The sequence below is a fragment of the Nocardia sp. NPDC047038 genome (genome assembly GCF_040644075.1).
Lineage (GTDB): Bacteria > Actinomycetota > Actinomycetes > Mycobacteriales > Mycobacteriaceae > Nocardia > Nocardia sichangensis.
In genome coordinates this window covers 1,457,654-1,484,644 of the sequence record NZ_JBEYVQ010000001.1, presented here as the reverse complement: position 1 = coordinate 1,484,644, position 26,991 = coordinate 1,457,654, and the positions used below count along the sequence as shown (strand labels likewise).

The window sequence follows — 26,991 nt, the reverse complement described above, 5'->3', positions numbered from 1 at the left end:
CCGCCGCAGGCCGAGCTGCGCCGGTTGCGCCGCCTGGCGATGGGATTCGTTGAAACACAACACTTTTCGGTAACAGACCGGACACGGGGTGGTGTCGGGACACAGCCTTCGAACCGGCGGTCCATTCCCATGGACGACGCGGCCGATGCGTCGGCTATTCCAGAATTCCGGTCTGCCTGCCCGCGCCGGGCGCCTGGGTCACGGGCCGCCGAGCCAAGACCGCACCGAGGGTGATCATGCCCGCGCCGAGCACGAAATGCAGCCAATTGTCGGCCGTATCGAGCGGCACGAAGTTCGCGTCGCTGCCGGGGTTCACGACGAGTCCGTACAGCCACAGCACGAGATAGAGGGCACCGCCGCCGAGGAGGAACGCGCGCGCCGACGGAGCCGTGCGGGCGGCCAGCACTCCGGCGAGGCCGAAAGCCAGATGGACCGCGTTGTGCAGCACCGACACGCTGAACAGACCGAGCAACTGGGCCTGCGAGTGATGTCCCGCCCAATCGAGTTCGCCGTAATCGGTCGTGATCCCCGGAATGAACCCCAGGATCCCGACCAGGAGGAACGCGGCTCCCACCGCCATGGCGGCGACCTGAAGAGGAGACCGCCGATCCGTTGTCGCGCCCGGTGTGGAATTGGACATCGCCGAACCAGCCCTTTCGGTGTGGGTGGACCTCCGTCCCCACCGTGCTACCCGGGCGACAACGAGGCAAACAACGACAGCCCAGCCCGGCGGGACGACATCGCCCCGCAGCGAGCGGCCGAGTCCGCGCACCGCTCATCGCGACGAACGAGCGAGACATGGTCGTGCTGAGACGCCACCCACATACCGCGCGACAGAGGCACTTTCGTGATTCGCATCTCCTCCGATCGGCGCACCGAAAGCCACGGCGGCGAAAGCATCGGCGTTCGCGCTGCTTATTCCGTTCGCCGCGGGATAGGTCGCGGCTTTCGGACACGATTGCGGAGGCATCGGCGCCGCACCGCGGACTCGCGCGCGCCATCCGGTCGGTGAATACTGTCGGCGACTCGAAAACAACTGTCCGCCTTGGTAAGCCGACGCAGTCTGTCAACCGGATGGTGATGCCAGGGAGGCAAGGACCGTGTTGGTCTGGTGTGTTGTGACGATGATCGTGGTCGTTCTGCTGGGAGGAGCGGCGTCGGCGATGGCATGGGATCCGCGGGGGCGTCGCCGCTCGGCCGCCGCTACGCCGGTTCCCGTGTCGGTGCCCTCGGAGTCCACCGTGCCGAACCAAGGCGAGTGGCCGCGCACACGGTGAACGCGACGTCCGGCCCGCAAGAGGGATACCCGGACGAGTGCACGGGCGCGGTAGCGACGATGCGCCGGCCGCTGTCGCCGGAGGCGCGTTTGCGGCCGCATTGCTCGCTCTAGCACCTTCCGTCATCAGCGGCATACTCGGAATCTCTCGGGCGCATTCTGTTCGCACGAAGGCGCGGTCGTAGCCTTCCCCCGGATCGGGATCGCACCGGCGGCAAGATTGTCCGCACCACCGCCGAACTTTTGCCGGGAAGCATCGTCGTCCCCGCAATTTCCGATCACGCTGATCGAGTCCATTGCTGCCGATTCACGATCCGAGGCACGGTTGTCCAGGGCAAGCAGGCGGTTGGAGGCGTGGTGGCGAACGGATCAGCCCGGACATTCCGGTGTCCGGGGTCATGAGCTACGGGAGAGGCGCACTGCTCGCCGCGGCCGCCGACAGCGAGGCCGGGCAGGACCCCCGCACCCTGCGCAGCGGGCTGGCGATCATGCTGCGCGGGTGCGGGCGGGCACCGGGCGCCGCCGCGGTCGCGATCGGCTCCGGCCTGGTGAACGCGTGCTGCATGGTGCTCGCCGCGAGAGCCGTCGGATGGAGTACGGAGCACGTGGTGGTCGCGAGCTTCGCCGAGGGCCGTTTCCTGGCGGGCGCCGCCGCGACCGGTGCGGCCTTCGTGCTGGCGGTCTCGCTGCTGCGCATCGCGACGATCATCCTGCGCGGTGTGGCGACCGGCACGGTGCAATACCGCAACGAGGCCCAGACCCGCAAAGCCGTGGTCGCGCAATACCTGCGGCTCGGCATCGCCTGGCATCGCCGCAGGCCGGCCGGGCAACTGGTCTCCCGCGCGATCTCCGACGTGGAGACGGCCTGGGATCCCATGCAGCACTACCCTTTCGCGGTCGGTATGACCGCCATGCTGCTGTTGGTCATGGTCGACATCGCGCTCGCCGACCTCTGGCTCGCTCTGATCGCGCTGGTGCTCATCCCGCTGGTGCTGGCCGCGAATCTGCTCTACCAACGGGTGCTCGCACCGCGGGCCCGGGCGGCTCAGCAGCAGCGAGCACTGGTCAGCGGGCTCGCGCACGAGGCCATCGCCGGACGGCAGGTGGTGCGCACCCTCGGCATCGGCGATCGGGAGATCGATCGTTTCGCGGCGGCCGCCGACGCCTCCCGCGCGGCGAACCGGCACATGGGCAACGCGAGCGCCGTCTTCGACCCCGCGATCGAGCTGATGCCGCCCCTGGCGGCGCTGGCCATCCTGGCCGTCGGCGTGGCACGGGTCGACGCCGGGCTGCTCGGCGTCGGCGCCCTGGTGGAGGTGATCTACCTGCTCATCACCACCGCGATTCCGCTCAACGTCATCGCCCGCTTCCTCGGCGTGCTACCGCTGGGCGTGGCGGGGCAGACCCGAGTCGACCACGTACTCACCGCCGCCGACCGCCCGGCGCACGGGCAGCTCCCACTCGGTGCGCACGATCGCGGCGTCGCCGTGCAGCTCGCCGGAGCCGGTTACGGCTACACCGGCGACACCCGCGCGGTGCGCGACCTGACCGTACGGGTACGTCCCGGCGCCGTGCTGGCGGTGGTCGGCGCGACCGGCGCGGGCAAGAGCACGCTGCTCGCCCTGCTGGCGCATCTGCTCGAGGCCGACCGGGGCGCCGTCGCGCTCACCGGGGTCGACACCCGGCTCCTCGCGCCGGACGCGGTGCGCCGCCGGACCGCGCTGGTCACCCAGAACGCCTTCTTGTTCGCCGACACCGCTCGCGCCAACATCACCCTCGGCGCCGCGGCCACAGACGAAGAGATCGAACGCGCGCTGCGCATCGCCGACGCCGCGGGGTTCGTCGGCCGCCTTCCCGACGGCCTGGACACCTACCTCAGCGACACCGTGCAACTCTCCGGTGGTCAACGTCAGCGGTTGGCGCTGGCGCGCGCCGTCTTCCGCCGCCCCGGCCTGCTCCTGCTCGACGACGCCACCTCCGCGCTGGACCCCCTGGTGGAGCGGACCGTGGTGGAGGCGCTGCGCGCCGAGTACGCGGGCGACGACCGCCGCACCACGGTGGTGCTGGTCGGGCATCGCGCCGCGACGGTCGGTCTCGCCGACACCGTGGTTTTCCTCGCCGGTGGACGCATCGTCGCGCAGGGACGGCACGAGGACCTTCTCGCTACCGAACCGGCGTATCGCGCGCTGCTCGGCGCATACCACGCGTCCGATCAGACCGACACCATGGAGCCGGCGTGGTGAACACGAGTCCAACCGAGCCGACGGGACCCGACTACCGAACCACCGGTCTACTGCGCCGGGTGCGCCGCGACACCGTGCTGTCCCGCCGCACTCTCGCGGTGATCTTGCTACTGGCCGTCGTCGCGGCCTCCGGTCGGATCGTCATCCCCGTCACCATCCAATACGCCCTCGACCACGCGCTGCTCGGTGCGATCGACCAGGCCACCCGCGCACGCGTCGTGACCGGCGCCGTGTTCGCCGGAGTACTCGCGGTACTGCTGGCGATGCTCGCTTCCGCGTTGATGAACCACCGGGTCATCCGCACCGTCGAGCAGGCACTGCTGGATCTGCGGGTGGCCGCCTTCGCCCGCATCCTGCGCCTTTCCCCCGCCGATCCCCGCGCGGATTCCGCAGGCGCTCTCGTCGCGCGCGTCACCAACGACGTCGACGTGGTCACGCTGTACGCCCAGTCCGGCGGAATCACACTGGTGCAGAACATCTCTCAGATGCTGCTGGCGCTCGTGGTGATGCTGGTCTACTCGTGGCCGCTCGCGCTGCTCGTGCTATTGATCGGCATCGGCGTCCCGGTCGCGGGCCACACGTTGCAGCAGTGGGTGGCGCGCCGCTTCGATGCCGTGCGCCGAAGCATCGGCGAACTCTACGGCGGCCTGCTGGAAGTGCTCGTCGGCATCGACACCATCCGCGGTTACGGCATCGAGGAACGGATGCGCGCCCGCGCCGACGCGCAGATCGACGCCGTTCTCGACGCCCAGCGGCGCACCCTGTGGCCGATGGGATTCAACGTCTCCATCGGCGAGGTCGCCAGCGGGCTCATCACCACCTCGGTCGTGGTGGCGGGCACCGCGGCCGGAATGGGCGTGCTGGGACCGGAACTCGGGCTCAGCGCGGGCGACATCGTCGCCTTCCTGTTCCTGGTGACCTTCTTCGTCCGACCCATGCAGTTCGCCGTCAGCAGCCTCGCCGACGCCCGCAATGCCGAGGCCGGCCTGCGGCGCGTGGTCGAAATCCTGGACATCCCCGAGGAATCCACGGCGGCTCGGCGCACAACGCTGCCATCCGGCCCGGCCATCGTGGAACTGCGCGGCGTCGGCTTCCACTACTCCCCCGACCGGCCCGCGTTACGCGGCCTGGACGTGCGTATCGCGCCCGGCGAGCACGTCGCCGTCGTCGGCGAGACCGGCTCCGGCAAGAGCACTTTCGCGAAACTCGTGACCCGGCAGCTGCTGCCGACCAGCGGCACGCTCACCCTGTGGGGTGTCGACCTCACCGAGATCGCCGACGAAGCACTCACCCGGCGGGTCGCGATCGTCCCGCAGGACGCCTTCCTCTTCGATCGCACCGTCGGCGAGAACATCGCGCTCGGTCGCGCGGGCGATTCCCGCGACGCCGTGCTCGACGTACTGGCCCGGCTCGGGTTGCGGGACTGGGTGCGGACTCTGCCGCAGGGACTGGAGACTCCGGTCGGCCAGCGCGGCGAGGCCTTGTCGGCGGGTGAACGCCAGCTCGTGGCCTTGGCCAGGACCGCACTGGTCGATCCGGATCTGCTCGTCCTCGACGAGGCCACCAGCGGCGTCGACGCAGGCACCGACGTGCGGGTGCAACACGCGCTGGCGCGCCTCACCCGCGGCCGCACCACCCTCACGATCGCGCATCGGATGCACACGGCCGAGACCGCCGATCGGGTGCTGCTCTTCCACGAGGGCCGGATCACCGAGGACGGCACCCACACCGAACTGCTCGAACGCGGCGGGCGCTACGCGCGCCTCCACGCGGTGTGGGCACGCGACACCGTGTCGCCCTCGCAACGAATTCCCACCGACGTCGGCGGGTGATCCGGGGCGCGGCAGGCGATCACGGAAACGGCCGAGGCGGTCGCACCACACCGACGAAGTTCGTGCGATGGGTGACGCCACGCCTCGGCCGCCATTGCGACGAGCGGCTCAGCTGACGGAGACGCTGCCGCCCTTGGGCAGATACCCGATCTTCTCCACGGGCAGCTCGCCGACCACGGAACCGGTGCAGTCCCTTCCGGAGTACAGCGTGACGGCACGATCGGTGCTGTTGACGACGGTGATCTGGAACGTGGTGTAGAAAAGTCCGTCGGTGTTCAGGCAGCCCACCGGATCCGCGTGCAGTTCGCCGTTGATCCCCAGCGTGCCGACCGCGGCCTGCGCCGTCCCCGCCGACAGCATGGCCGCGGCCCCCGCCAGGGCCAGCGCACCGACAAACCCAGCAGTACGAATCATTCGTGCCTCCAGTTCTTTTCGATGTCGACCAACCCCGAAGCCGACTTCTGGTGAAAATGCGCCTGTGATTCTGTCACGAGTTCCAGCAGGACGGAACCGCGCTGGTCAGGCGCACGCGAACACGGCACCGCCCGGCCGGGCACCGGTGGCGCCCCGCCGAGCGGGCTCGTGATCAGGCGACAGCGCCCTCGGCGCGAAGGGCCTTGACCTCCCGGCGCACCCCGAACGCCACGATGATCTCCATGAGGCCGACGATGATCAGCCACACTCCGGCCAGGACGGCCAGCGTGGCCACCGACCGCACCGGCCAGACGATCAGCACGACACCGGCCGCCGCGGTGACGACCCCGAAGAGGACCTGCCACCAGCGTCCCGGCATCTCCGGTTCGGAGATGCCGGCCACCAGCAGCGCGATCCCGCGAAACAGCCAGCCGATGCCGATCCACAACCCGAGCAGCAGCAACGAGGCCAGTTCGTCGCGGAAGCAGAACACGCCGATCACGATGGACAGCACGCCGATGATGAACGCCAGCACCCGCAGGCCGGTGCTCGCCGGTGCGCCGAAGGCGGCGACCAGCTGCAGGAAGCCGGTGACCACCAGGTAGATGCCGAAGACGATGCCCGCCGCCGCCAGAGTGATGTCGGGCCAGACCAGGATCAGGATGCCGAGGATCACCGCGAAAACGCCGGTCAGCAGGATGGTTTGCCACGCACGGCGGGCAAGAGACTGCAGTGGACCCTCTACCACGCTGTTTGTCGTCATTCACTGATGCTATAGCCGCTCCACATGAGTTCTCTGGACATTTGCTGAGTGGGATTCCTCGCGGTTTTCCGGTAGACGCGACAACGTTGCGCGGTGTTCACGTTTCGCTGTTCGGACGTCCGGGTAGTTATCCCTTAGTGACTCTTCCTTGGCGCCCCTGGGCTGAACGGGTGGGTCGGGGTTCGGTGAGACTCGGGTGGCTAGGAGAAGAGGGTGGCGGTTCTGCTCGTGTTGCAGGCGCGTGGGCTGGGTGATCTACTCACCGCGGTCCCGGCTCTACGTGCGCTGCGCCGGGCCAAACCGCACGATCGCATCGTTTTGGCGGCACCGCTGCGACTCAAACCGATCGTCGACCTGATCGCCTCGGTCGACGCCTTGATGCCGACCGCCGATCCGAGCGGCTTCCGCTGGGACGCGCCTCCCCCCGAGTTGGCGGTCAACCTGCACGGCTCGAGCGCCGAAAGTATCGTCACGCTGTCCAAGACCCGGGCCGAGCGCATACTCACCTTCCGCAATCCCGCGTTCCCCGAGTTGTCCGGCCCGGAGTGGGAACCGGACATGCACCAGGTGGACCGCTGGTGTCACCTGCTGGAGTACGACGGCATCGGCGCGGATCGCCGCAACCTCGGACTGGTTCCGCCGGTGTCGACGACCAGCCGCCGCGACTGCGTGGTCGTGCACGTCGGCGCGGGCGCACCGGCTCGCCGCTGGCCGGCGGACCGGTTCGCCGCCGTCGTCCGGCACCTGCTCGCCCTCGGGCGAGAGGTGGTTCTCACCGGGGACGAATACGAACGCCAACTCGCGCTGGGCATCGCCGCGCGGGCAGGCCTGCCCGTGGGCCGGGTGCTCGCCGGGCAGCAGAACCTCATCGATCTGGCCGCCACCGTCGCCGAGGCGGCCCTGGTGATCTGCGGAGACACCGGCGTGGCGCATCTGGCCACGGCGTTCGGCACCCGCACCGTCCTGTTGTTCGGCCCGACGCCGCCGCGGTGGGCGGGTCCGCCCGCGCACCTGCTCGGCAGGCACGCCGTGCTGTGGACCGGCCACGTCGGCGATCCGGACGCCGACACCCCCGACCCCGGTCTGTTGCAGATCGGCGTCACCGAGGTGATCAACGCCGTCGACAAGCAGCTGAGCAAGCGCAATTGGCCCGGCACGGGTACCGACCGCCGTAAGACGGCGTATCGACGCGTGGGATGACAGGCGTTCGGTGCGGTCGCACCGCCGCGGTCAAGCGTTCGCCGTCGCGGCGGTTTCGAGGGCCGCGGAATAGGCGGCGATCGCACTCGGCCAGAACTGCTCGAGGTAGTCGCGGGCGTCGGCGAGACCGCGCGGGTCGAGGGAATACAGCCTGCGGTTGCCGTCCGGCCGCATCATCACCAACCGCGCCTCGCGCAGCACACGCAGATGCTGTGAGACCGCCGAGCTGGTCACTCCGAGTTCTCGAGCGAGTTCGCCGACCGAGCGCGCGGCCTGCGGCAGGGCCTCGAAGATCGCGCGGCGGGTCGGGTCCGCCAGCGCCGTGATGGCACGAACTCCATTAGTCGCCACTCACACAGTCTGCGCACCCAGCTTTTCTCCGGTCAACTATCGACACGGCATCGTCTTCCCAGCTCGCATGGGAATCCGGCGCCTTTCGTCACCTTTCTGTGACCGGCGAGCTGGGTTTTTGCTCGGCGGTGACGGTTGCCACAGGATTGCGGATACCCGAGACGGCTGCCGTACGTTCGACGCATGCCCGTGACCTTTCCGTTACCGATCCGTCGCGCCGCGACGCGGTTGCGCCGTGATCGCGCCGCCGCCCGCGTCGTCGCCGCCTCCGCGGTCGTCACCGCCTCCTTCGGCATCATCGCCGCGGCGCAGCAGGACGAGGACACCGACGCGTCCGCCCGTCTCGTCGCGGGGAAGATCGCCTCGGGCGAGATCCGCCCGGCCGAGGGCATGGCTCGATTCGCCGTCTTCACCCCGCCGACCGGTCCGGCGCCGCAGGCCGCCCCGATGCCCGCGCCCTCGGACGTGAACCGCATCGCGCAGAACTTCGCGCGCCCCATGACCGTCCGGCCCGCAGCGGGCGTGCTCACCTCGAATTTCGGCACGCGCTGGGGCGCGATGCACGCGGGCCTGGATTTCGGTGACCCGCTCGGAGCTCCGATCGCCGCGGTCACCGACGGCGTGGTGATCGAGGCCGGTCCCGCTTCGGGCTTCGGCCTGTGGGTGCGCGTGCAGCAGGACGACGGCACGATCGGCGTCTACGGCCACGTGAACGACATCCTCGCCACCGTCGGCCAGCAGGTCCGCGCGGGCGACGTCATCGCGACGGTCGGCAATCGTGGCTACTCCACCGGCCCGCATCTGCACTACGAGGTCCGTCTGCCCGACGGCACGCCGATCGATCCGCGGCCCTGGCTGGCCGGACGCGGCATCGACGTCGGGTATGCGCAGGAGGACTGATCTCGCGAACGGACCCGGCGACAGCGCCGTCGCCCGCGAGGGGCCGCGAACGCAACGACGCGTTCGCGGCCCGCTTCGTCTCTCCAGGCGGGCCGGGCACGCGGGCACGACGGCCCGCGATCTCGCCGCGGGATCACATCGTGTGAGCCGACCGGACGAGCTGTGACAGCGAGCCGGGGCACGAGCTATGCGGCAGCATGTGCGTCTGCGGTACCGACCGATCGTGTCGCCCGATACCCGGGTACTAGGCGCGAATAGCGCCGCGGCGGGACGCCCTCCGGCGTCCGTGATTTCTACGTTCGGTCCATGTCCACAACATATTTCGCCACCGCGCCCGAAGACGGGTCGCGGGCGAGCGCGAAGACGGCGACGCGCGGGCGACTGCATCGGCCACTGCTGGGCACGGTCGCCGCGATGACCGCGCTCGTCCTGTTCTCCCTCGCGGCGATGCCGATCGACGACCGCACGCTGCTCGGCGAATCGGTCTGGCTCAAGCCGATGAAATTCGGCCTGGCGTTCGCGCTCTACAGCCTCACCCTGGCGTGGCTGCTGTCGTTGCCGCACAAGGGCAGCCGGGTCACCTGGTGGCTGGGCTCGGTGTTCGCGGTGACCGGATTCATCGATGTGGGATTCATCGTGCTGCAGGCCGCACGCGGCACGTTCAGCCACTTCAATACCGAGGACGACCCGGTGAACTCGATCGGGCAGATGGTCTTCGCCTCCGGCGTGCCCGGCCTGTTCCTGGCCAACCTGCTCATCGTGCTGATCTTGTCCTGGCAGCGTTTGGTGGACCGCCCGACCGCACGCGCTGTCCACGCCGGACTGGCACTGGCCGTGGCGGGCATGGCGCTGGGCTACCTGATGGGCTTCACCGGCAAGCAACTCGTCCGCGACAGTGACGGACGAATCGTCGAATTGGCCGCCGGGCACACGGTGCTGTCCGGCGCGGGCGATCTCGCCGCGCGCGACGCCATGCGCGGCATGCCGATCACGCACTGGAGCACGGTCGGCGGTGACCTGCGCGTCCCGCACTTCGTCGGGCTGCACGGCATCCAGGTGCTGCTGCTGGTGGCCGTCGCGCTCGCCTGGCTCGCTCCCCGGTACCGCTGGCTGCGCCCCGAACGCGCCCGCGCGGCCGTCGTGGGTGTGCTCGCGGCGGGCTACGCCGGCCTGCTGGCGCTGGTCTTCTGGCAGGCGATGCGCGGCCAGTCGCTGGTCCACCCGGACACCGCCACCTGGTCGGCGGGCTGCGGACTCGCCGCGACCGTCGTCGCGCTGCTCGCCGCGGCGTATCTACGCCACCGCGACCGCGCCGCACACCCGGACCCGGCGGACCCGGTCAGCGCAGACGTTCCGCGTCACGGGTGAGCGCGACCAGCGTCTTGCCGAGCACGGCCAGCTCATCGGGCGTCGCCCCCTCCGCGATGGCGGTGGCGACGTCCTCGGCGGCGCAGCGGGCAGCGAACCAGCGATCGGCCAAGTCGGCGGCCTCCTGGGCACTGAGTACCACCGCGTCGTCGGGAATCCCCGTTCCCTTCAGACTGTTGCGGTGTTCGTAGGCGCGTTGGCGACAGGACTGGCGGCAGTACCGGCGACGGCGGCCGGCCTCCGATTCCACGATCTCCCGCCCACACCACTGGCAGGACAAGCGGCGCGACATGACGCAGAACACTAATAGCTCGCTATCCGCGGTCCAATCAGCGACCCCCGGCGAATCACCCGCCATCGGGCGCGACGAGTCCTGTGCGCCGCGGGCACTACAATGGAACGGTTCACCGCGGCCGCGTCGGGAACTATCGGCGCAGGCCCGATCGTTGTACATCAGGTCCGGCGGGTGCCCCGCGCACTCGCGCGGACACGGTCGCAGCGCACGAAGACTCGAGCACACAGGGAGAGGCACACCATGGCAGATCGCGTACTCCGAGGCAGTCGGCTCGGAGCGGTGAGCTACGAGACCGATCGCGACCACGACCTGGCTCCGCGTCGGATCGCCCGGTACCGGACCGACAACGGCGAGGAATTCGACGTTCCCTTCGCCGACGACGCCGAGATCCCGCCGACCTGGCTGTGCCGCAACGGCCAGGAGGGCGTGCTGGTCGAAGGCACCAGCCAGGAGACCAAGAAGGTCAAGCCGCCGCGCACGCACTGGGACATGCTGCTGGAACGCCGCAGCAAGGAGGAGCTCGAGGAGTTGCTCAAGGAGCGCTTGGAGCTGCTCAAGACCCGCCGCCGCGCCTGACGGTTCGCGAATACGGAAACGGCCGCCGCATCGTCCGGATGCGGCGGCCGTTCGCTGTGCGCGTGGTCGTGCGGGTCAGTGACTGGCCACCTTGCGGTAGCGCAGCAGCGCCAGCGGCACGGCCACCACGAGGATCGCCACCGAGCAGGCTGCCGCGTATTCGACGCTGTGGTCGGCGGCCCAGCCGCTGGGCGGGACGAAGGTGGGCGGCGAGTCGTTGTCGAACAGCTTTCGTCCCGCCGCCGAGACCGCGGTGATCGGATTCCACTCGGCGATCGTGCGCAGCGGACCCGGCAGCGTCTCGGCCGAGATGAACGCCGAGGAGATGAACGTCAGCGGGAACAGCCAGATCAGTCCGGCGCTCTGTGCCACTTCGACGGTCGGCGACATCAGGCCCGTCAGCGCGCCGACCCAGGACATCGCGAAGGCGAACAGCAGGATCACCGCGAACGCCAGCACGGCGTCGGAGACGCTGCCGTGGATGCGCCAGCCCACGATGTACCCGCACCCGACCATCACCGCCAAACTCAGGATGTTGACCACCAGGTCCGACAGCGTGCGGCCCATCAGCACGGCCAGCCGCGACATCGGCAGTGCGCGCATCCGGTCGATGATGCCCTTCTGCAGGTCCCCCGCCAGGCCGACCGTGGTGAACGCGGCGTTGAACGCCACCGTCTGGGTGAAGATGCCCGCGAGCAGGAATTCGCGGTATTGGCCGCCGCCCAGCGAGGCGCCGAAGATGTAGGCGAACAAGAACACGAACATCAGCGGTTGGATCGTGGCCGTCACCAGCAGCGTCGGCACGCGCAGAATGGTGAGCAGATTGCGGTGCGCGACGATCGCGCTGTCCCGGAACAACCGCAGCCGCGGGGCGGAATTCGGTTGCGTCATGGCCTTTTTCGGCTCCTGTTCCGCCTTCGCGGCGGCCTCCCCAACGATTGCCGTGCTCACGACATGATCTCCTCTTGTACGTCGTCGGTCTCCGGTTCCGTGACGGTCGCTCCGCTCGGTTTGCCGGTGAGGGAAAGGAATACGTCATCGAGGCTCGGCCGGTGCACGTTGGCGTCGACCACGCAGACGCCCGCGTCATCCAGCCTGCGCAGCGCCTCCACCATCGTGCGCGAACCGTCGCCGACCACCACCGATACCTCGTCGGTGCCCGCCTCGTGGCCGGGCTCGCCGACGCCGACCTGTGCCAGCACGGCCAGCGCGGGCGCGGCGGCCTGTCCGGCGGCCAAGGTGACGGTGAGCCGGTCGCCGCCGATCGAGGTCTTCAGTTCGTCGGCCGAGCCGCGCGCGATGACCTGCCCGTGATCGATGACGGTGATGCGGTCGGCCAGCAGGTCGGCCTCTTCCAGATACTGCGTGGTCAGCAGCACCGTGGTGCCGTCGTCGACCAGGTCGCCGATCACCCCCCACATGTCCAGTCTGCCGCGCGGGTCCAGACCGGTGGTCGGCTCGTCCAGCACCACCACGGTGGGCCGGGCGACCAGCGCGCCCGCGAGGTCCAGCCGCCGGGCCATGCCGCCGGAGTAGGTTCCCGCTCTGCGGTGCGCGGCGTAGTCGAGCCCGAGGGCGCCGAGCAGTTCGGTGGCCCTGGCGGTCGCCTGCCGCGGCGACATCCCGTACAACCTGGCCACCATGCGCAGGTTCTCGTAGCCGGACAGATTGGCGTCGACGGCGGCGTACTGACCGGACAGGCCGATCCGTTTGCGCGCCGCCGCGGGGTCGCGCAGTACATCGACGCCCGCCACGCGCACCGACCCGGCGGACGGCTTCAGCAGCGTGGTGACGATCCGCACGGTCGTCGTCTTGCCCGCGCCGTTGGGGCCGAGCAGGCCCATCACGGTGCCCGTGGGAATTCGTAGGTCGATCTCGTCCAGTACGCGGACCCGGCCGTAGTTCTTCACCAGGCCGGTCACTTCCACCGCGAAACTCACCTGTGCGTCTCCTTCGTCTCCAGCCACCTCCGCAGCACCGGCCCGATCACCGCCAGTGCCTCCGGGGTGGTCATCGCGGAGTGCGCGCAGCGCAGCTCGTGGTCGTGGACGGCGCCGGTGACGTACGGCTCCCAGGCGTCGGCGCGCCGGTCGGGATCGGCCCGGTTGATCGGGTCGTCGCCCGCGCTGAAGAACAGCAGGTCGCCGTCGAACGGTCGGGGCCGGAAGCTGTGTGCGAGCACGGTGCCGTTGTCGTAGCCCGCGTAGAGCCGCTCCAAATGCTCGACGGTCAGCGCCGCGAACGGTCCGGACCGGGCGCGCAGCAGTTCGGCCGCCTCCCGCAGACTCATGCCGGGATCGATCTCCGCGCCGAGTTCGTCGCTGCCGAACTCCCCGACGATCTCGGCGACGCTCGGCGTCGCCTGGTCGAGCAGTTCGTCGGACAGGCGGTAGCTGTCCATCATCGACAGCAGCGCGACTTCGTCGCCCGCCTCTTGCAACTGCACGGCCATCTCCTGTGCGATCAATCCGCCGAGCGACCAGCCGAGCAGGTGGTAGGGCCCCTCGGGCTGGATCTCCTTGATCGCGGCCACGTAGTGGCTCGCGGCCTCGTCGATCGACGCGTAGCCGTCCTGCCCGGCGGCGTGCGGCGCCTGCAACCCGTACACCGGCCGGTCCCCCGGCAGGTGCGCGAGCAATCCCGAGTAGCACCAAGCCAGACCGATCGCCGGATGCACACAGAACAGCGGCGCCCGGCTCGCCGCGGTACCCGGCCGGATCGGCAGCACCGGCGCCAGCATCGCCGCCACCGCGGCGCCCGAGGTCGCGCCCGCGTCGTCCAGCCGCGCCGCGATGGCGGCGGGCGTCGCGTCGCCGAACATCAACTGCACCGGCAGGTCGATGCCCGTCTCCCGCACGCGCGCGACGACTTTCGTGGCCAGCAGCGAGTTGCCGCCGAGTTCGAAGAAACCGTCGTCCGCGCCCACCGACTCGACACCGAGCACCTCGGCGAAGGCCGCGCACAGCGCCTCCTCCGTCGGGGTGGACGGAGCCCGATAGCCCTCACCCGTGGTGAACACCGGTTCCGGCAGCTTCGCCCGATCCAGCTTGCCCACCGGGCTCAGCGGAACCTCGTCGAGCAGCATGATCGATTGCGGCACCATGTAATTCGGTACCAGTCCGGCCACATGCCCGGTCAGCTCGGCCGCGGTGAGCGACACTCCGTCGCGCGCCTTCACGTACGACACCAGCGCTGTCGCGCCTGCCGGGGTGCGATGCCCGATGGTGGTGGAGAACGCCACCCCGCCGTGGCGCGCGAGCGCGGCGTCGATCTCGCCGAGTTCGATACGGAAGCCGCGGATCTTGACCTGATGGTCGGTACGGCCGACGTACTGGATCTCCGGCGCGGCGTCCGCCGACGACCCGTGCTCGCGCGACCCGGCCCACCAGCGCACCAGGTCGCCGGTGCGGTACATCCGCTCCCCCGGCTTGCCGAACGGGTTGGCGACGAACCGCTGCGCGGTCAGACCAGGACGGTTCAGGTAACCGCGGGCCAGCGCGTCTCCGGACAGGTGCAGCTCGCCGGTCACCCCCAGCGGAGCCGGATGCAGCCGCGCGTCCAGGACCGCCGCGTTGACGCCGCGAATGGGTCCGCCGATGGTGATCGGCTCGCCGGGCGTCATCGGCTGCGACATCACCGTGACGATGGTGGTCTCGGTCGGGCCGTAGACGTTGTACAGATTGCGGCCCGGCGCCCACCGGGTCACCAGGTCCGGCGGCAGCGCCTCACCGCCGACCAGCACGTGCTGCAACTCCGCGAGGCCATGCGGGTCGACCGTGCCGAGCGCCGAGGTGGTGATGAACGCGTGGGTGATTCCCTCCGCGGCGAAGACCTGCCGCAGTTCGTCGCCGCCGACCACGCCGCTGGGCGTGATCACCAGGGTCGCCGCGCCGCCGAGGGACAGCAGCAGATCGAGCATCGCGGCGTCGAAGCTCGGCGTGGCGAAATGCAGCACCCGGCACCCCGGCTGGACGTCGAACCGGTGGGCGGTCTCGGCGGCGAAGTTCGACAATCCACCGTGCGTAACCATCACGCCCTTCGGCGTGCCGGTGGAGCCGGACGTGTAGATCACGTACGCGGGATTGTCGATTCGCAGCGGGGCGAGGCGCTCCGCGTCGGCGATCGGCGCGTCCGGCGCGGCGAGCACCAGGCGGCGGAACGCCGGGTCGTCGAGCACGATCCACTCCGCGCCCTCGGGCAGCTCGCCGCGGTAGCCCGCCAGCGTGATCCCCAATGACGCACCGGAATCCGACAACATGTGCGCGATGCGCTGCCGCGGGTACAGCGGGTCGACCGGCACGAACGCCGCTCCGGCCTTGGCCACCGCGAGCACCGTCGCCACCGACTCGATCGATCGCGGGATGCCGAGTGCCACCAGTGTTTCCGGGCCGACGCCACGGGCGATGAGTACGCGCGCCAGCCGGTTGGTCCAGCGATCCAGGGCGTCGTAGGTCACCTCGGTGCCGTCGGCCACCAGGGCGATGCCGGCCCGGTCGACGCTCGCCGCCAGCTCGAACACTTCGGGGAAGGTGATCGGCCGGTCCGGTTTGGCCCCGCGCACCGGAGCCAGCCCCGACCACTCGGCGGGATCGAGCACCTCCAGATCGCCCACCGCGGTGGTCGGGTTCGCGGCGATCGCGGCCAGCAAGCGGGCCAGGCGCTTGCCCAGCCGCTGCGCGGTCGGCTCGTCGAACAGGTCACTCGCGTAGTTCACCGCCACCGTGATGCCGGCCGGATCACGTTGCGGGGTCTGCGTTTCGGTCAGGGTGAATTGAAGATCGAACTTCGCTACCCCGGTGTCGATGTCGGCCGCCTCGATGCGCAGCCCCGGCAGGTCCAAGCCGCCGACCGGCTCGTTGCGGACCGAGAGCATCACCTGGAACATCGGATGGTGCGCCTGGGACCTGGCCGGGTTGAGCACCTCCACCAGACGTTCGAACGGCAGGTCCGCGTGGGCGAAGGCGTCCAGGTCGGTTTCGCGCACGGCGTGCAGCAGGTCGGTGAACCGGGTGCCCGGGTCGATCCGCGTGCGCAGCACCAGCGTGTTGACGAACATGCCGACCAGCCGGTCCAGCGCGGGATGACCGCGACCCGCGATCGGGGTGCCGACGGTGATGTCGTCGGTGGCGGTCATCCGGTGCAGCAGCACCGCGAGCGCGGCGTGCAGGACCATGAAGAGGCTGACGTTGTTGCTACCGGCGATCATCTGCAACTCGCGGTGCGTGACCGGGTCCACCGCGCACTCCACGGTGCCGCCCCGATAGGACGGGGCGGGCGGACGCGGCCGGTCGGCGGGCACGGTCAGCAACTCCGGGATGCCGTCCAGGGTGCGCCGCCAGTACTCCAGCTGCCTGGTCACCGCCGAGTCCGGGTCGTCCTCGCTGCCGAGCACCTCCTGCTGCCACAGGGTGTAGTCGGCGTATTGGACCTCGGGCTCCGCCCACTCCGCCGCGCCGCCACCGCAGGCGGCGCGGTAGGCGACGGCGACGTCGGCGGCCATCGGTTCGAGCGACCAGCCGTCCATCGCGATGTGATGCACCACGACGACGAGCACGTGCTCCGCGGGCTCGCCGGTCTGCACCGAGATCAACGCCGCGCGGATCGGAACGGTGGTGGCCAGATCGAATCCCGGTGCGGCGAAACGACGCACGGCGGTCTCGACCTCGTCCGGGCGCACCGTCATCCGCGACAGCGAGATGGCCGCCTCGGCCGGGTCGAGTACGACCTGCGTGGGTGCGCCGTCGGTCTCCGGGAACACCGTGCGCAGGGTTTCGTGTCTGGCTTGCACCGCGTGCAGTGCGGAGACCAGCGCGCCGACATCGAGGGCACCGGTCATCCGAAGGACGAGCGGGACGTTGTAGGCGCCCGACGACTGCCCGGCGCCCGACCCGGCGTTGAACCGGTTGAGGAACCACAGCCGCCGCTGAGCGGCCGACAGCGGGATGCGCTCGGGGCGCTCCCGGCGCACCAGCGCCGGGCGGTCCGCATCGGACGCCGCGCCCGTGTCCAGCAGCTCGGCGAGCCCGGCGACCGTCGGCGTGGCGAACACGGTGCGCACGGCGAGCCGTACGTTCGTCGCCGCGGCCAGCCGCGCGACGAGCTGGGTCGCCAGCAAGGAGTTGCCGCCGATGTCGAAGAAGCTGTCCTCGGCACGCACGCCGTCGGCCCCGATCAACTCACCCATCACCGCGGCCACCAAGCGCTCCGTGTCGGTCCGCGGCGCACGGCCGGGCGAATCCCCGAGCAACTGCGGTTCGGGCAGTGCGCTGACGTCCAGCTTGCCGACCGGAGTCAGCGGAATGGCGTCCAGCACGGTGAGCCCGGAGGGCACCATGTGCGTGGGCAGCCTGCCCGCGACGAAGGCGCGCACCTCCTCGGTGTCCACCCCGGCCGCCCGGTCGGCGGGCTGTACGAACGCGACGATCCGGTCGGCGCCGGCGATGCGGCGCACCTCGGTGTGCGCGAACCGCACCGACGGGTGTTCGCCGAGCACGGTGGTGATCTCGCCGAGTTCGACCCGGAACCCGCGCAGCTTCACCTGGTGGTCGCTGCGCCCGAGGTAGACCAGCTCGCCGGCGGCGTTCCAGCGCACCACGTCACCGGTCCGGTACATTCTGGCGCCCGCGGGCCCGCACGGGTCGGCCACGAAACGCGTTGCGGTGAGCCCGAACCGGTCGAAGTACCCGCGCGCGAGGCCGTGCCCCGCGAGGTACAGCTCGCCGGGAACACCGACCGGCACCGGGCGCAGTCGCTCATCGAGCACCAACGCCCTGGCTCCGCGCACCAGGCTGCCGATCGTGATCGGATCGCCGAAGCGGATCGGGCGGGAGATCGTGATGACCACGGTGGTCTCGGTCGGTCCGTACACATCGCACAGCACACGTCCCGGCGCCCAGCGCGCCACCAGATCCGGCGCAACCGCCTCGCCGCCGACCATGAGCGCACGCAGGTGCGGCAGCGGCCAGCGTTCGTGGTCGATGGTGGCGAGCGCGGCCGGGGTCATGAAGCCGTGGGAGACGCGCTCGCGCTCCAGCAGCGCGGCCAGCTCGTCACCGCCGTAGATGTCGGCCGGGCAGATCACCATCGCCGCGCCCGCGCCCAGCGCGATGAGCAGATCCAGGATCGCCGCGTCGAAACTCGGCGTCGCGAAGTGCAGTGTGCGGGAACGCTCGTCGACGCCGATACGGTCGCGAATCTCGTCGGCCAGGTTGGACAGACCGCCGTGGGTCACCGCGACGCCCTTGGGCGTTCCGGTCGATCCGGAGGTGTAGACCAGGTAGGCCAGGTCCGCCACCTGGTTGGCGCGCGAGCGTTCGTGGTCGTGGATCGGCGCGTCGTCGTGGCCGTCGAGTTCCGCGGCGAATTCGGGACGATCCAGTAACAACCACTCGATCTCCCGCCCGGCGGGGGCGCCCGCGCGCAACTGCTCCGCGTGCGCGGTGATCGTGACGCCGGTCGCGCAACCGGAGTCGGCGAGCATGTGCCGGATGCGCTCGGCGGGGTACTTGGGGTCGACCGGGACGAACGTCGCGCCTGCCTTCGTCGCCGCCAGCAGCGCCACCACCGAATCGATCGAGCGGATGAGCCCCAGCGCCACCCGCGTTCCCGGGCCGAGTCCGCGCGCGATGAGTGCCCGCGCCAAGCGGTTGGAGCGCCGGTCGAGCTCGGCATAGGTCAGTGAGGTCGTCCCCGCGCACAGCGCCGTGTTGTGCGGGAACCGCTGCGCGGTGGCGGTGAAGTACGCGGCCAGCGTGCACGGCTCGGCCGCCTGCCCGCCCCGCGCCGGGGCGAGTGTGCGGCGCTCGTGGTCGGTACGCGCGTCGACGTCGCGGATCGGCACGCGCGGGTCGGCGGTGACGGCGGTGAGCACACGCAGGAATCGGTCCGCCAACGTCTCGATCGTCGTCGCGTCGAAAAGTTCTGCGGCGTAGACGAACTCGTAGACGCTGTCGGTCTCGTCCGCGGTGGATCCCGGTGCGCCGGTGTCGTTCGCGACCCGCAGCTCCAGGTCGAACTTCGCCAGCGCGATGTCCAACGGCTCCGCGCGCAACGCGAGGCCGGGCAGTTCCAGCGCGGGCACCGGACCGTCCTGCACACTCAGCGCCACCTGGAACAGCGGATGACGGCCCGTGGCGCGGGCCTCGGCGCCGAGTTCGTCCACGATGCGCTCGAACGGGATGTCGGCGTGCGCCAGCGCGGCCAGCTCGGTATCCCGGTCGGCGCGCAGCAGGTCGGTGAAGCTGCGGTCCGGGTCGACGTCGGAGCGCAGCACCAACGTGTTCACGAACATGCCGACCAGTTCGTCGAGCTTGGTGTCGGTACGCCCCGCCACCGGGGTGCCGATCACGATGTCCCGACCGCCGGTGACACAGCGCAACAGCACCGCGAACGCCGAACGCAGCACCATGAACTTGCTGACACCTCGATCGCGAGCCAGCGCGGCGAGCCCGCGCCGCACCTGCTCCGGCACCGTGAAACGCACCGTTCCAGCATGCTGCGTCGGCTCCTCCGGCCGCGGCCGGTCATAAGGCAGCGGCAACTGGTCGGGAATGTCGGCCAGCGCGGTGCGCCAGTACTCCAGTTGGGTCGCCGCGACGCTGTCCGGATCGCCTTCCGAGCCGAGGCAGGCACGCTGCCAGAGCCCGAAGTCGGCGTACTGCACCGGAAGCGGCGTCCACGACGGCGCCGCACCCTCGTGCCGCGCCGCGTAGGCGGCGGCCAAGTCCTTGGTCAGCGGACCGAGCGACCAGCCGTCGGCGGCGATATGGTGCAGCACGACGCCGAGCAGGTAACGCTCCGGGGAGGTGCGCAACAGCGACAGACGCAGCGGCGGCTGCCTGGTGAGATCGAAACCGCTGTGCGCCAAAGCTTCCAGCGCGGCCTTCGCGCCGGAGTCATCGATGTCGGTGACCACCACCTCGGGCACCGCCCGCTCGACCGGCAGCACCACCTGCTGCGCGCCGTCGGCGTCCTCGGGGAAGACGGTGCGCAGCACTTCGTGCCGCCCCACCACGTCGGTAACCGCTTCGCGTAGCGCGGGCACGTCCAGATCGCCGGCCACGCGGATCACGAAAGCGATGTTGTACGCACTCGATTCGGGCGCGAATCGGTTGATGAACCACAAACGCTGCTGCGGCAGCGACAATGGAATGCGTCCCGGACGCGGCGTCTGCACCGCCAGCGCCTGCCGCTGCGTCCGGGGCGCTCGGTCCAGTTGCTCGGCGACTCCCGCGACCGTCGGCGCCTCGAAGATCGACCGCACCGGCAGCTCCACACCGAACTCCGCGTGCAGCGCGGCGGCGAGCCGGGTGGCCAGCAGCGAGTTGCCGCCGAGATCGAAGAAGCTGTCCTCGGCTCCGGTCACCGGGCGACCGAGCACCCCGCCGAACACGCCCGCCACGCCCAACTCCAGTGCGGTGCTCGGCGGACGGGACGTCGCCGCGGCCTCGAACACGGGCTGCGGCAACGCCTTTCGGTTCAGCTTGCCCGCGGGCGTCACCGGGATCTCGTCCAGCACCGCCACCGACGCGGGCACCATGTAGCCGGGCAGCCGCTGCCGCGCGGTCTCCAGCACGGCCCGCGCCTCGACCGGCCGATCGGCCGTCACATACGACGCCAGCCGTACCTGACCCTGCTCGTCGGTGTGCACCACGGTGAGCGCGAACCGGATGCCGGGATGCAGGCGCAGCACGTTGTCGATCTCGCGCAGTTCGATACGGAAGCCGCGGATCTTGATCTGATCGTCGGCGCGCCCGAGGAACCGCAGCTGTCCGGACCGCTCCATGACGACCAGGTCGCCGGTGCGGTACATCCGCTCCCCACGCCTGCCGTGCGGGTTGGGCACGAATCGCTGCGCGGTCAGGCCGAAACGGCCGTGGTAGCCGCGGGCGACGCCGGGACCCGACACGTACAGCTCGCCCGGCGTGCCCGGCGGCACCGGATGCAGGCGACTGTCCAGCACGAACAGACGCATGCCACGCACCGGCGCACCGAGCGGCACCGGCCGGCCCGGCCGCATGGGCCCGCTCGCGGTCGCCGCGACAGTGGCCTCCGACGGACCGTACATGTTGTGCATGCGATGCCCGGCGGTCCAGGTCTCGACGAGCTCCTCCGAGCAGGCGTCACCGCCGACGATGACCGTCTCCAGCTCGTCGAGGCCCTCGCTCGGCACGGTGGCCAGCGCGGCCGGTGTGACGAAGGCGTGGGTGACCCGCTCCTCGCGCAGCAGCGCGGCCAGCTCGGCGCCGCCGTACATGCCCGGCGGGGCGATCACCATTGTCGCGCCCGCGGCGAAGCCGAGCAGCAGCTCCAGCACCGAGGCGTCGAAACTGGGCGAGGAGAAGTGCAGCGTGCGCGCCGCGTCCGAGATGCCGAACAGGTAGTTCTGCTCGCCGGCGAGGGAGGCGATACCGGCGTGGGTCACGACGACCGCCTTCGGCGTGCCGGTGGACCCGGAGGTGTAGATGAGATAGGCCGGGTGGCTCACCCGCATCGGGTGGTGCCGCTCGTCGTCGGTGATCGGATCCGCCGAGTGGCCCGCCAGCTCGGCGGTCAGTTCACCCGAGCCGAGGACCAGCCAGTCGACCTGGGTCTTGCGGTGCCTGCCCCGCGTCGCGGGCAGGGCGGGCATGGCGTCGAGGCATTCGGGGTCGGTGATGCCGAGCGTCGCCCCGGAGTCACCGATCATGTGCGCGATCCGCTCGCCGGGGTAACTCGGGTCGATCGGCACATAGGCCGCACCGGTTTTGGCGACGGACCACACCGCGGTGATCGCGTCGAGCCCGCGCGGCAGCGCGATCGCGACGACCGTCTCGGGACCGGCCCCGTGCTCGATGAGCACGCGCGCCAGCGTGTTCGATCGCTCGTCGAGTTCGCGGTAGGTGGTGTCGGCGCCGAGATAACGAACCGCCACCGCGTCCGGCAGCCTGCGCGCGGTGCCGGACAGCAAGGTGGCCAGCGTGATCGACGGCTCCGCGGGCGCGCCCCCGATGGGCACCAGATTCTCGGACTCCCTGCGGTCGAGGATCGGCAGGTCGCCGACCGGCAGCTCGGGAGCGGCCACGCCGCCCGCCAGCACGGCGATGAACCTGCGGGCGAACGACTGCACAGTGGAGTGGTCGAAAACGTCCGTCGTATAGCCGAATTCGGCCGACAGCGGTCCGTCGCCGGAGTCGTCGTGGACGACCAACTGCAAGTCGAACTTGGCGACGTCCGAGGCGATCGGCAGCACCGCGGCGCGGACCCCGGGCAGCTCGATCCGCAGATCCGGCGCGTGGTCGTAGGACAGCATCACCTGGAACAGCGGATGCCGCGACGGAGAACGCTCCGGGTTGACCACCTCGACCAGCCGCTCGAACGGTACGTCGGCGTTGGCGAAGGCGTTGAGGTCGGTCTCGCGCACCACGTCGAGCATCCGGTCGAACCCGGCCGCCGGGTCGACCGCGGTGCGCAGGACGAGGGTGTTGACGAACATGCCGACCAGGTCGTCGAGCGCCGGATCGGAACGACCCGCGATCGGGGTGCCGATCGCGATGTCACCGCTCGCGCACAGCCGCGACAGCAGGGTCGCCAGCGCCGCGTGCAGCACCATGAACATGCTCACGCCCCGGCCGGCCGCGAGTTCGACCGCCGCGCGGCGGATCTCGGCCGGAATGGTGAACTCGACCCGGCCGCCCACGGTCGACCTGCGCAGTGGGCGCGGGCGGTCCAGCGGCAGATCGAGTTGCTCGGGGAGCCCGGCCAGCGCCGTGCGCCAGTGCGTGAGCTGACGGCTGAGCGCGCTGGCCGGATCGGACTCGTCGCCGAGCAGCTCGCGCTGCCAGAGGGCGAAGTCGGCGTACTGCACCGGCAACTGCGTCCACTCCGGTTCCACGCCGTTCGCGCGCGCGGCCACCGCCGTCATCAGGTCCTTGGCCAGCGGTGCGATGGACCAACCGTCACCGCAGATGTGATGCAGCACGACGAGGAAGACGTGGCGCTGCGGGCCGGTGCGGTAGAGCGCCACCCGGATCGGGGCTTGGCTGCGCAGATCGAAGCCGTACCCGGCATACTCGGTCGCCAGGTCTGCCACGTCGGCCGCTGTGACATCGATCGGGTCGAGCGTCAGCGGGATCGCCTCGGCCGAGTGGATCAGTTGGTAGGGCCCCTCCGGCGACTCCGGGAAGGTGGTGCGCAGGCTCTCGTGCCGTTCGATGACGTCCACCAGGCCCGCGCGCAACGCGGCCACGTCCAGTGGGCCTTCCACCTCCACCGCGAGCGGCATGTTGTACGCGGCGGCGTGTTCGGAGAACCGGTTCAGGATCCACAGCCGCTGCTGCGCCTGCGACAGCGGGATCCGCTCCGGTCGTTCGGCGGGCGTCAGCCGCGGCGAGGCGACGTCGGTGGTCTGCGTGGCGAATCGCCGGGTGAGCGCCTCGATCGTCGCCGACTCGAACAGGTCACGGATGGTCAGCGCGGTGCCGAGGGCGGCGTTGATCCTGGATACCGCCCGCGCGGCGATGAGCGAGTTGCCGCCGAGATCGAAGAAGTTGTCCTCGATGCCGACCTCGGTGTCGAGCACCTCGGCGAAGATGCCCGCGAGCACCCGCTCGACCTCGGTGCGGGGTTCGGCGATCGGCCGGATCGACCGCGTGCCCGGCGTGGGCACGGGCAGCGCCTTCCGATCGATCTTGCCGTTGGCGCTCAGCGGCAGCTCGTCGAGTTCCATCAGCGCGGACGGCACCATGTAGCTGGGCAGCGTGCGCCGCAGTGCGGTCAACAGCGCGGCCGTGTCCAGCGGGGCATCGTCGTCGTCCTGCTTCGCCGCGACCACGTAGGCGACCAACTCGTCGCCCGCGCGTCCGGTGTGCGCCACGCATACCGAGCGAGCCACCTTCGTGTCCTCGAGCAGTGCGGCCTCGACCTCGCCGAGCTCGATGCGCAGGCCACGGATTTTGACCTGGAAGTCGCTGCGGCCCAGGTATTCCAGCACGCCCGGCTCGGCACCGGAGCGGCCGATCTGCCAGCGTGCCAGGTCACCGGTGCGGTACATCCGCGCGCCGGGAGTGAAGGGGTCGGCAACGAATCGATCGGCGGTCAGCCGCGGCTGTCTCAGGTAGCCGCGGGCCAGCTGGACTCCGGCGAGATACAGTTCGCCGACCACGCCGGGCGGAACGGGCTGCAAGCGGTCGTCCAGCACGTAGGTCTGGGTGTTCCACACCGGCGAGCCGATCGGCACGGCGGCGGCATCGGGTGGGCACGCCCAGTAGGTGACGTCCACGGCGGCCTCGGTCGGACCGTACAGGTTGTGCAGTTCGGCGGCGGGCAGCGCCGCGTAGAACTCCCGCACGGCGGCGGCGGGCAGCGCCTCACCACTGCAGAACACCCGGTGCAGGCAGGCGCAGCCGCGTAGATCCGCCTCGGTGACGAAAACCGATAGCATGGACGGCACGAAATGCGCTGTGGTGATGCCTTTTTCGGCGATGACCCGGGCGAGGTACGTCGGGTCGCGGTGCCCGTCGGGGGCGGCGATCACCAAGCGCGCGCCGACCTGCAAGGGCCAGAAGAACTCCCACACCGAGACGTCGAAGGTGGCCGGGGTCTTCTGCAGCACCGCGTCGTCGCGGCCGAGCGGATACTCGTGCTGCATCCAGCGCAGCCGGTTGACGATGGCGGCATGGGTCACGCCGACGCCTTTGGGCTTTCCGGTCGATCCGGAGGTGAAGATGACGTAGGCGAGGTGGTCGGGGCGCAGCGCGCCCGTGCGGTCGGCGTCGGTGACCGGCGCGTCGTCGAATCCGGAGAGCCGCGCGGTGTCGATGTCCAGCCGGGTGACCGTCGCGGGCAGCTCCACGTCGTCCCGGCTGGCGGTGAGCACGCACAACGGCTCGGCCTGACGCACGATCTGCGCGATCCGCTCGGCCGGGTGCTCGGTGTCCAGCGGCAGGTACGCCGCGCCCGCTTTCACGATCGCGTACATGCCGACCACCAGGTCGAGGCTGCGGCGCAGGCACAGGGCGACCGTCGTATCGGGCCCGGCGCCGCGCGCGATCAGGAGCCTGGCCAGGCGGTTGGCGCGGCAGTCGAGTTCGGCGTAGGTCAGCGACTCGTCGCCGAACTCGAGTGCGGTGGCGTCCGGATCGGACCCGACGCGTTCGGCGAAGAGGCTCGCGAGGGTGCCCTCCTGCCGGGGCGCGGCGGTGGCGTTCCACTCGTGCAGGACCTGTTCGCGCTCGGCGTGGGTGATCGCGCCGAGCGACTCGGCAGGCACCGTGGGACCGGCGGCCAGGAAGCGGCCGAGAAAGTCCAGATAGCGTGCGTGGTGCACGCCGACTTCGGCCTCGCCGTAGAGGCGGGGATTGGCTTCGAAGTCGATGTGCAGGCGGCCACCCGCGCCGTTGTAGACGTTGACCGAGAGGTCTTCCACCGGGCCGGTGGCCAGCACGTGCATGGAGCCGACCAGGCTGCCGAAACGCAGCTCGTCGTGGAACAGCATCAGATTGACCATCGGGCCGAAGAATCCGCGCGCGTCGCGGGAGTAGCCGCTGTCGCGCCGGATGTCGTCGTGCCGGTAGCGCTGATGCCGCAAGGCGCCGGTGATCTGCAGCTCGGCCGCCTTGACCAGGTCGCCGATCGTGGTCGCCTCGTCGAAACGCAGCCGGATCGGCACGACGTTGGAGATCACGCCCGCCGAGCGGCGCAGCGACACCGTGGTGCGCGCCGAGACCGGCAGGCTCAGCACCACGTCGGCGTTGCCCGTCACCGAACGCACGTAGGTGGCCAGCGCCGCGACGAACACCGCCGAGTCGGTGGTGTTCCACGCGCTGGTCGCCGCGTCGATCGCGGCATGCTGCTCGTCGTCGAGCACTGCGGTGGCCAGCCTGCGGCCCGCGTCGTGGGTGGCGGCGCCGAGCCGGGCGCCGCCGAGGCTCACCGGCTCCCCCACGCCCGACAGCTGCCCGAGCCAGTATTCGCGGTCGCTCTGGAAACGGCTGGAATCGTGGTAGCGCGCCTCGTCGGCGTAGATCTCGGCCAGCGGCGTCGCACGCGACGCGACCGGCTCGGTCCGGTTCTCCAGCGCGGTGTAGATCTCCGCGGTACGGGTGAGCGCGTTCATCGCACCGTAGCCGTCGATGACGATGTGGTGAGCGAACGAATACCAGATGTAGTGGGAGTCTCCGATCCGCAGAACCGCGTTGGAGGTCAGCGGGTCGCGTTCCAGATCGATCGGCGAACTCGTGTGCTCGTGCATCCAGCGCAGCGCCGCGGCGTACGGGTCGGCCTCCGCGCGCAGATCGATGCGGACCCAGCCGGGCCGGTGCACCGGGTCCACGATCTGATACGGAGTGCCATCTACTTCCATCAGGCGCAGTTGACCCACCTGGGTCTCGGCGCCGAAACGCTCGATCGCGTACAGCAGCCGCCCCTCGTCCAAGTCACCGTGGATCTCGACGTACTGAGAGATCGTGAGCGGTACGTCGGGGCGAATCCGCTGCGCGTACCAGAGAGCTGTCTGCGCGGGTGACAGAGCAAACGGTTGGGCCGAGAATTCGCCGGATGAACATTGGTCGACGCGATCCGTGGCCAATGAACTCATCAATCACTCCGTTCTGCCGCTGTTGACGCAACTCCCCGAGCACCGCCCCAGCAAGCGCACGCGCGCCAGCCGTAGGACGTAATCCACGCCCTATGATTCGGAGCGTCGCATCAGCCGGATTGCCGACGTTTTGGATTTGTTTCACATCCAACGTCCTTGGCAGAAGGCCACTTTGGTTGGTTACATTTCCGCAAACATT

The 26,991-nt window shown here is 70.2% G+C and carries 14 protein-coding genes; 6 read left to right on the top strand and 8 right to left on the bottom strand.

The annotated features are described in order from the left end of the window. Positions 1–154: 154 nt before the first annotated feature. Positions 155–640 carry a DUF4383 domain-containing protein gene (locus ABZ824_RS07095; RefSeq protein WP_356962134.1) on the bottom strand — a complete coding sequence of 162 codons (486 nt, stop codon included), beginning with the start codon at positions 638–640 and terminating at the stop codon, positions 155–157. A gap of 1,034 nt (positions 641–1,674) precedes the next feature. On the opposite strand from ABZ824_RS07095, the gene ABZ824_RS07090 reads away from it, so the two are divergent. Next, positions 1,675–3,519 (top strand): ABC transporter ATP-binding protein, encoded by a 1,845-nt coding sequence (locus ABZ824_RS07090; RefSeq protein WP_356962132.1) that lies wholly within the window; start codon positions 1,675–1,677, stop codon positions 3,517–3,519. After that, the gene (locus ABZ824_RS07085) at positions 3,516–5,351 is read left to right on the top strand and encodes an ABC transporter ATP-binding protein (RefSeq protein WP_356962130.1); all 1,836 of its coding nucleotides are present in this window, start codon (positions 3,516–3,518) and stop codon (positions 5,349–5,351) included. Before ABZ824_RS07090 ends, ABZ824_RS07085 begins: the two co-directional genes overlap by 4 nt. Positions 5,352–5,459: 108 nt before the next feature. Here ABZ824_RS07085 and ABZ824_RS07080 read toward each other — a convergent pair whose 3' ends face one another. Both ABZ824_RS07080 and ABZ824_RS07075 read right to left on the bottom strand, forming a co-directional pair. Continuing rightward, complete coding sequence (locus ABZ824_RS07080) at positions 5,460–5,765, bottom strand: hypothetical protein (protein WP_355077673.1); 306 nt, start codon at positions 5,763–5,765, stop codon at positions 5,460–5,462. Positions 5,766–5,937: 172 nt separating this feature from the next. Further along, positions 5,938–6,528, bottom strand: coding sequence for an HdeD family acid-resistance protein (locus tag ABZ824_RS07075; protein WP_355077672.1), 591 nt, complete (start codon positions 6,526–6,528; stop codon positions 5,938–5,940). A gap of 213 nt (positions 6,529–6,741) precedes the next feature. Between ABZ824_RS07075 and ABZ824_RS07070 the strand changes: the two genes are divergently transcribed. Further along, the gene (locus tag ABZ824_RS07070; RefSeq protein ID WP_356962128.1) at positions 6,742–7,728 is read left to right on the top strand and encodes a glycosyltransferase family 9 protein; all 987 of its coding nucleotides are present in this window, start codon (positions 6,742–6,744) and stop codon (positions 7,726–7,728) included. A gap of 30 nt (positions 7,729–7,758) precedes the next feature. Here the strand turns inward: ABZ824_RS07070 and ABZ824_RS07065 are convergent, their stop codons facing one another. Continuing rightward, positions 7,759–8,079, bottom strand: coding sequence for a metalloregulator ArsR/SmtB family transcription factor (locus ABZ824_RS07065; protein WP_356962127.1), 321 nt, complete (start codon positions 8,077–8,079; stop codon positions 7,759–7,761). Positions 8,080–8,262: 183 nt separating this feature from the next. Between ABZ824_RS07065 and ABZ824_RS07060 the strand changes: the two genes are divergently transcribed. Continuing rightward, positions 8,263–8,979, top strand: coding sequence for a M23 family metallopeptidase (locus ABZ824_RS07060; RefSeq protein ID WP_356962126.1), 717 nt, complete (start codon positions 8,263–8,265; stop codon positions 8,977–8,979). A 306-nt stretch (positions 8,980–9,285) separates the two neighbouring features. Continuing rightward, positions 9,286–10,347 (top strand): hypothetical protein, encoded by a 1,062-nt coding sequence (locus ABZ824_RS07055; RefSeq protein ID WP_356962125.1) that lies wholly within the window; start codon positions 9,286–9,288, stop codon positions 10,345–10,347. Here the strand turns inward: ABZ824_RS07055 and ABZ824_RS07050 are convergent. Beyond that, the gene (locus ABZ824_RS07050) at positions 10,319–10,639 is read right to left on the bottom strand and encodes a hypothetical protein (protein ID WP_355077663.1); all 321 of its coding nucleotides are present in this window, start codon (positions 10,637–10,639) and stop codon (positions 10,319–10,321) included. The genes ABZ824_RS07055 and ABZ824_RS07050 overlap by 29 nt on opposite strands. Before the next feature lie 243 nt (positions 10,640–10,882). Here ABZ824_RS07050 and ABZ824_RS07045 point away from each other — a divergent pair, with 243 nt between their 5' ends. Then, positions 10,883–11,218: an RNA polymerase-binding protein RbpA gene (locus ABZ824_RS07045; protein WP_355077661.1), complete on the top strand. Its 336-nt coding sequence runs from the start codon at positions 10,883–10,885 to the stop codon at positions 11,216–11,218. 75 nt (positions 11,219–11,293) lie between these two features. Here the strand turns inward: ABZ824_RS07045 and ABZ824_RS07040 are convergent, their stop codons facing one another. The 3 genes from ABZ824_RS07040 to ABZ824_RS07030 form a co-directional block, all read right to left on the bottom strand. After that, the gene (locus ABZ824_RS07040) at positions 11,294–12,076 is read right to left on the bottom strand and encodes an ABC transporter permease (protein ID WP_355077700.1); all 783 of its coding nucleotides are present in this window, start codon (positions 12,074–12,076) and stop codon (positions 11,294–11,296) included. An 89-nt stretch (positions 12,077–12,165) separates the two neighbouring features. Further along, on the bottom strand, positions 12,166–13,158 hold the full coding sequence (locus tag ABZ824_RS07035; protein ID WP_355077659.1) for an ATP-binding cassette domain-containing protein: 993 nt from the start codon (positions 13,156–13,158) through the stop codon (positions 12,166–12,168). After that, a complete protein-coding gene (locus tag ABZ824_RS07030) occupies positions 13,155–26,792 on the bottom strand; it encodes an amino acid adenylation domain-containing protein (RefSeq protein ID WP_356962124.1) in 13,638 nt (4,545 codons plus the stop codon). The genes ABZ824_RS07035 and ABZ824_RS07030 overlap by 4 nt, the downstream gene beginning before the upstream one ends. Between the last annotated feature and the right edge of the window lie 199 nt (positions 26,793–26,991).

Bases quoted from the DNA above. Each gene is read 5' to 3' on its own strand.
- ABZ824_RS07030 (WP_356962124.1), bottom strand. From the start codon at position 26,792: ATGAGTTCATTGGCCACGGATCGCGTCGACCAATGTTCATCCGGCGAA.
- ABZ824_RS07060 (WP_356962126.1), top strand. From the start codon at position 8,263: ATGCCCGTGACCTTTCCGTTACCGATCCGTCGCGCCGCGACGCGGTTG.
- ABZ824_RS07090 (WP_356962132.1), top strand. From the start codon at position 1,675: ATGAGCTACGGGAGAGGCGCACTGCTCGCCGCGGCCGCCGACAGCGAG.
- ABZ824_RS07055 (WP_356962125.1), top strand. From the start codon at position 9,286: ATGTCCACAACATATTTCGCCACCGCGCCCGAAGACGGGTCGCGGGCG.
- ABZ824_RS07045 (WP_355077661.1), top strand. From the start codon at position 10,883: ATGGCAGATCGCGTACTCCGAGGCAGTCGGCTCGGAGCGGTGAGCTAC.
- ABZ824_RS07095 (WP_356962134.1), bottom strand. From the start codon at position 640: ATGTCCAATTCCACACCGGGCGCGACAACGGATCGGCGGTCTCCTCTT.
- ABZ824_RS07050 (WP_355077663.1), bottom strand. From the start codon at position 10,639: ATGTCGCGCCGCTTGTCCTGCCAGTGGTGTGGGCGGGAGATCGTGGAA.
- ABZ824_RS07080 (WP_355077673.1), bottom strand. From the start codon at position 5,765: ATGATTCGTACTGCTGGGTTTGTCGGTGCGCTGGCCCTGGCGGGGGCC.
- ABZ824_RS07075 (WP_355077672.1), bottom strand. From the start codon at position 6,528: ATGACGACAAACAGCGTGGTAGAGGGTCCACTGCAGTCTCTTGCCCGC.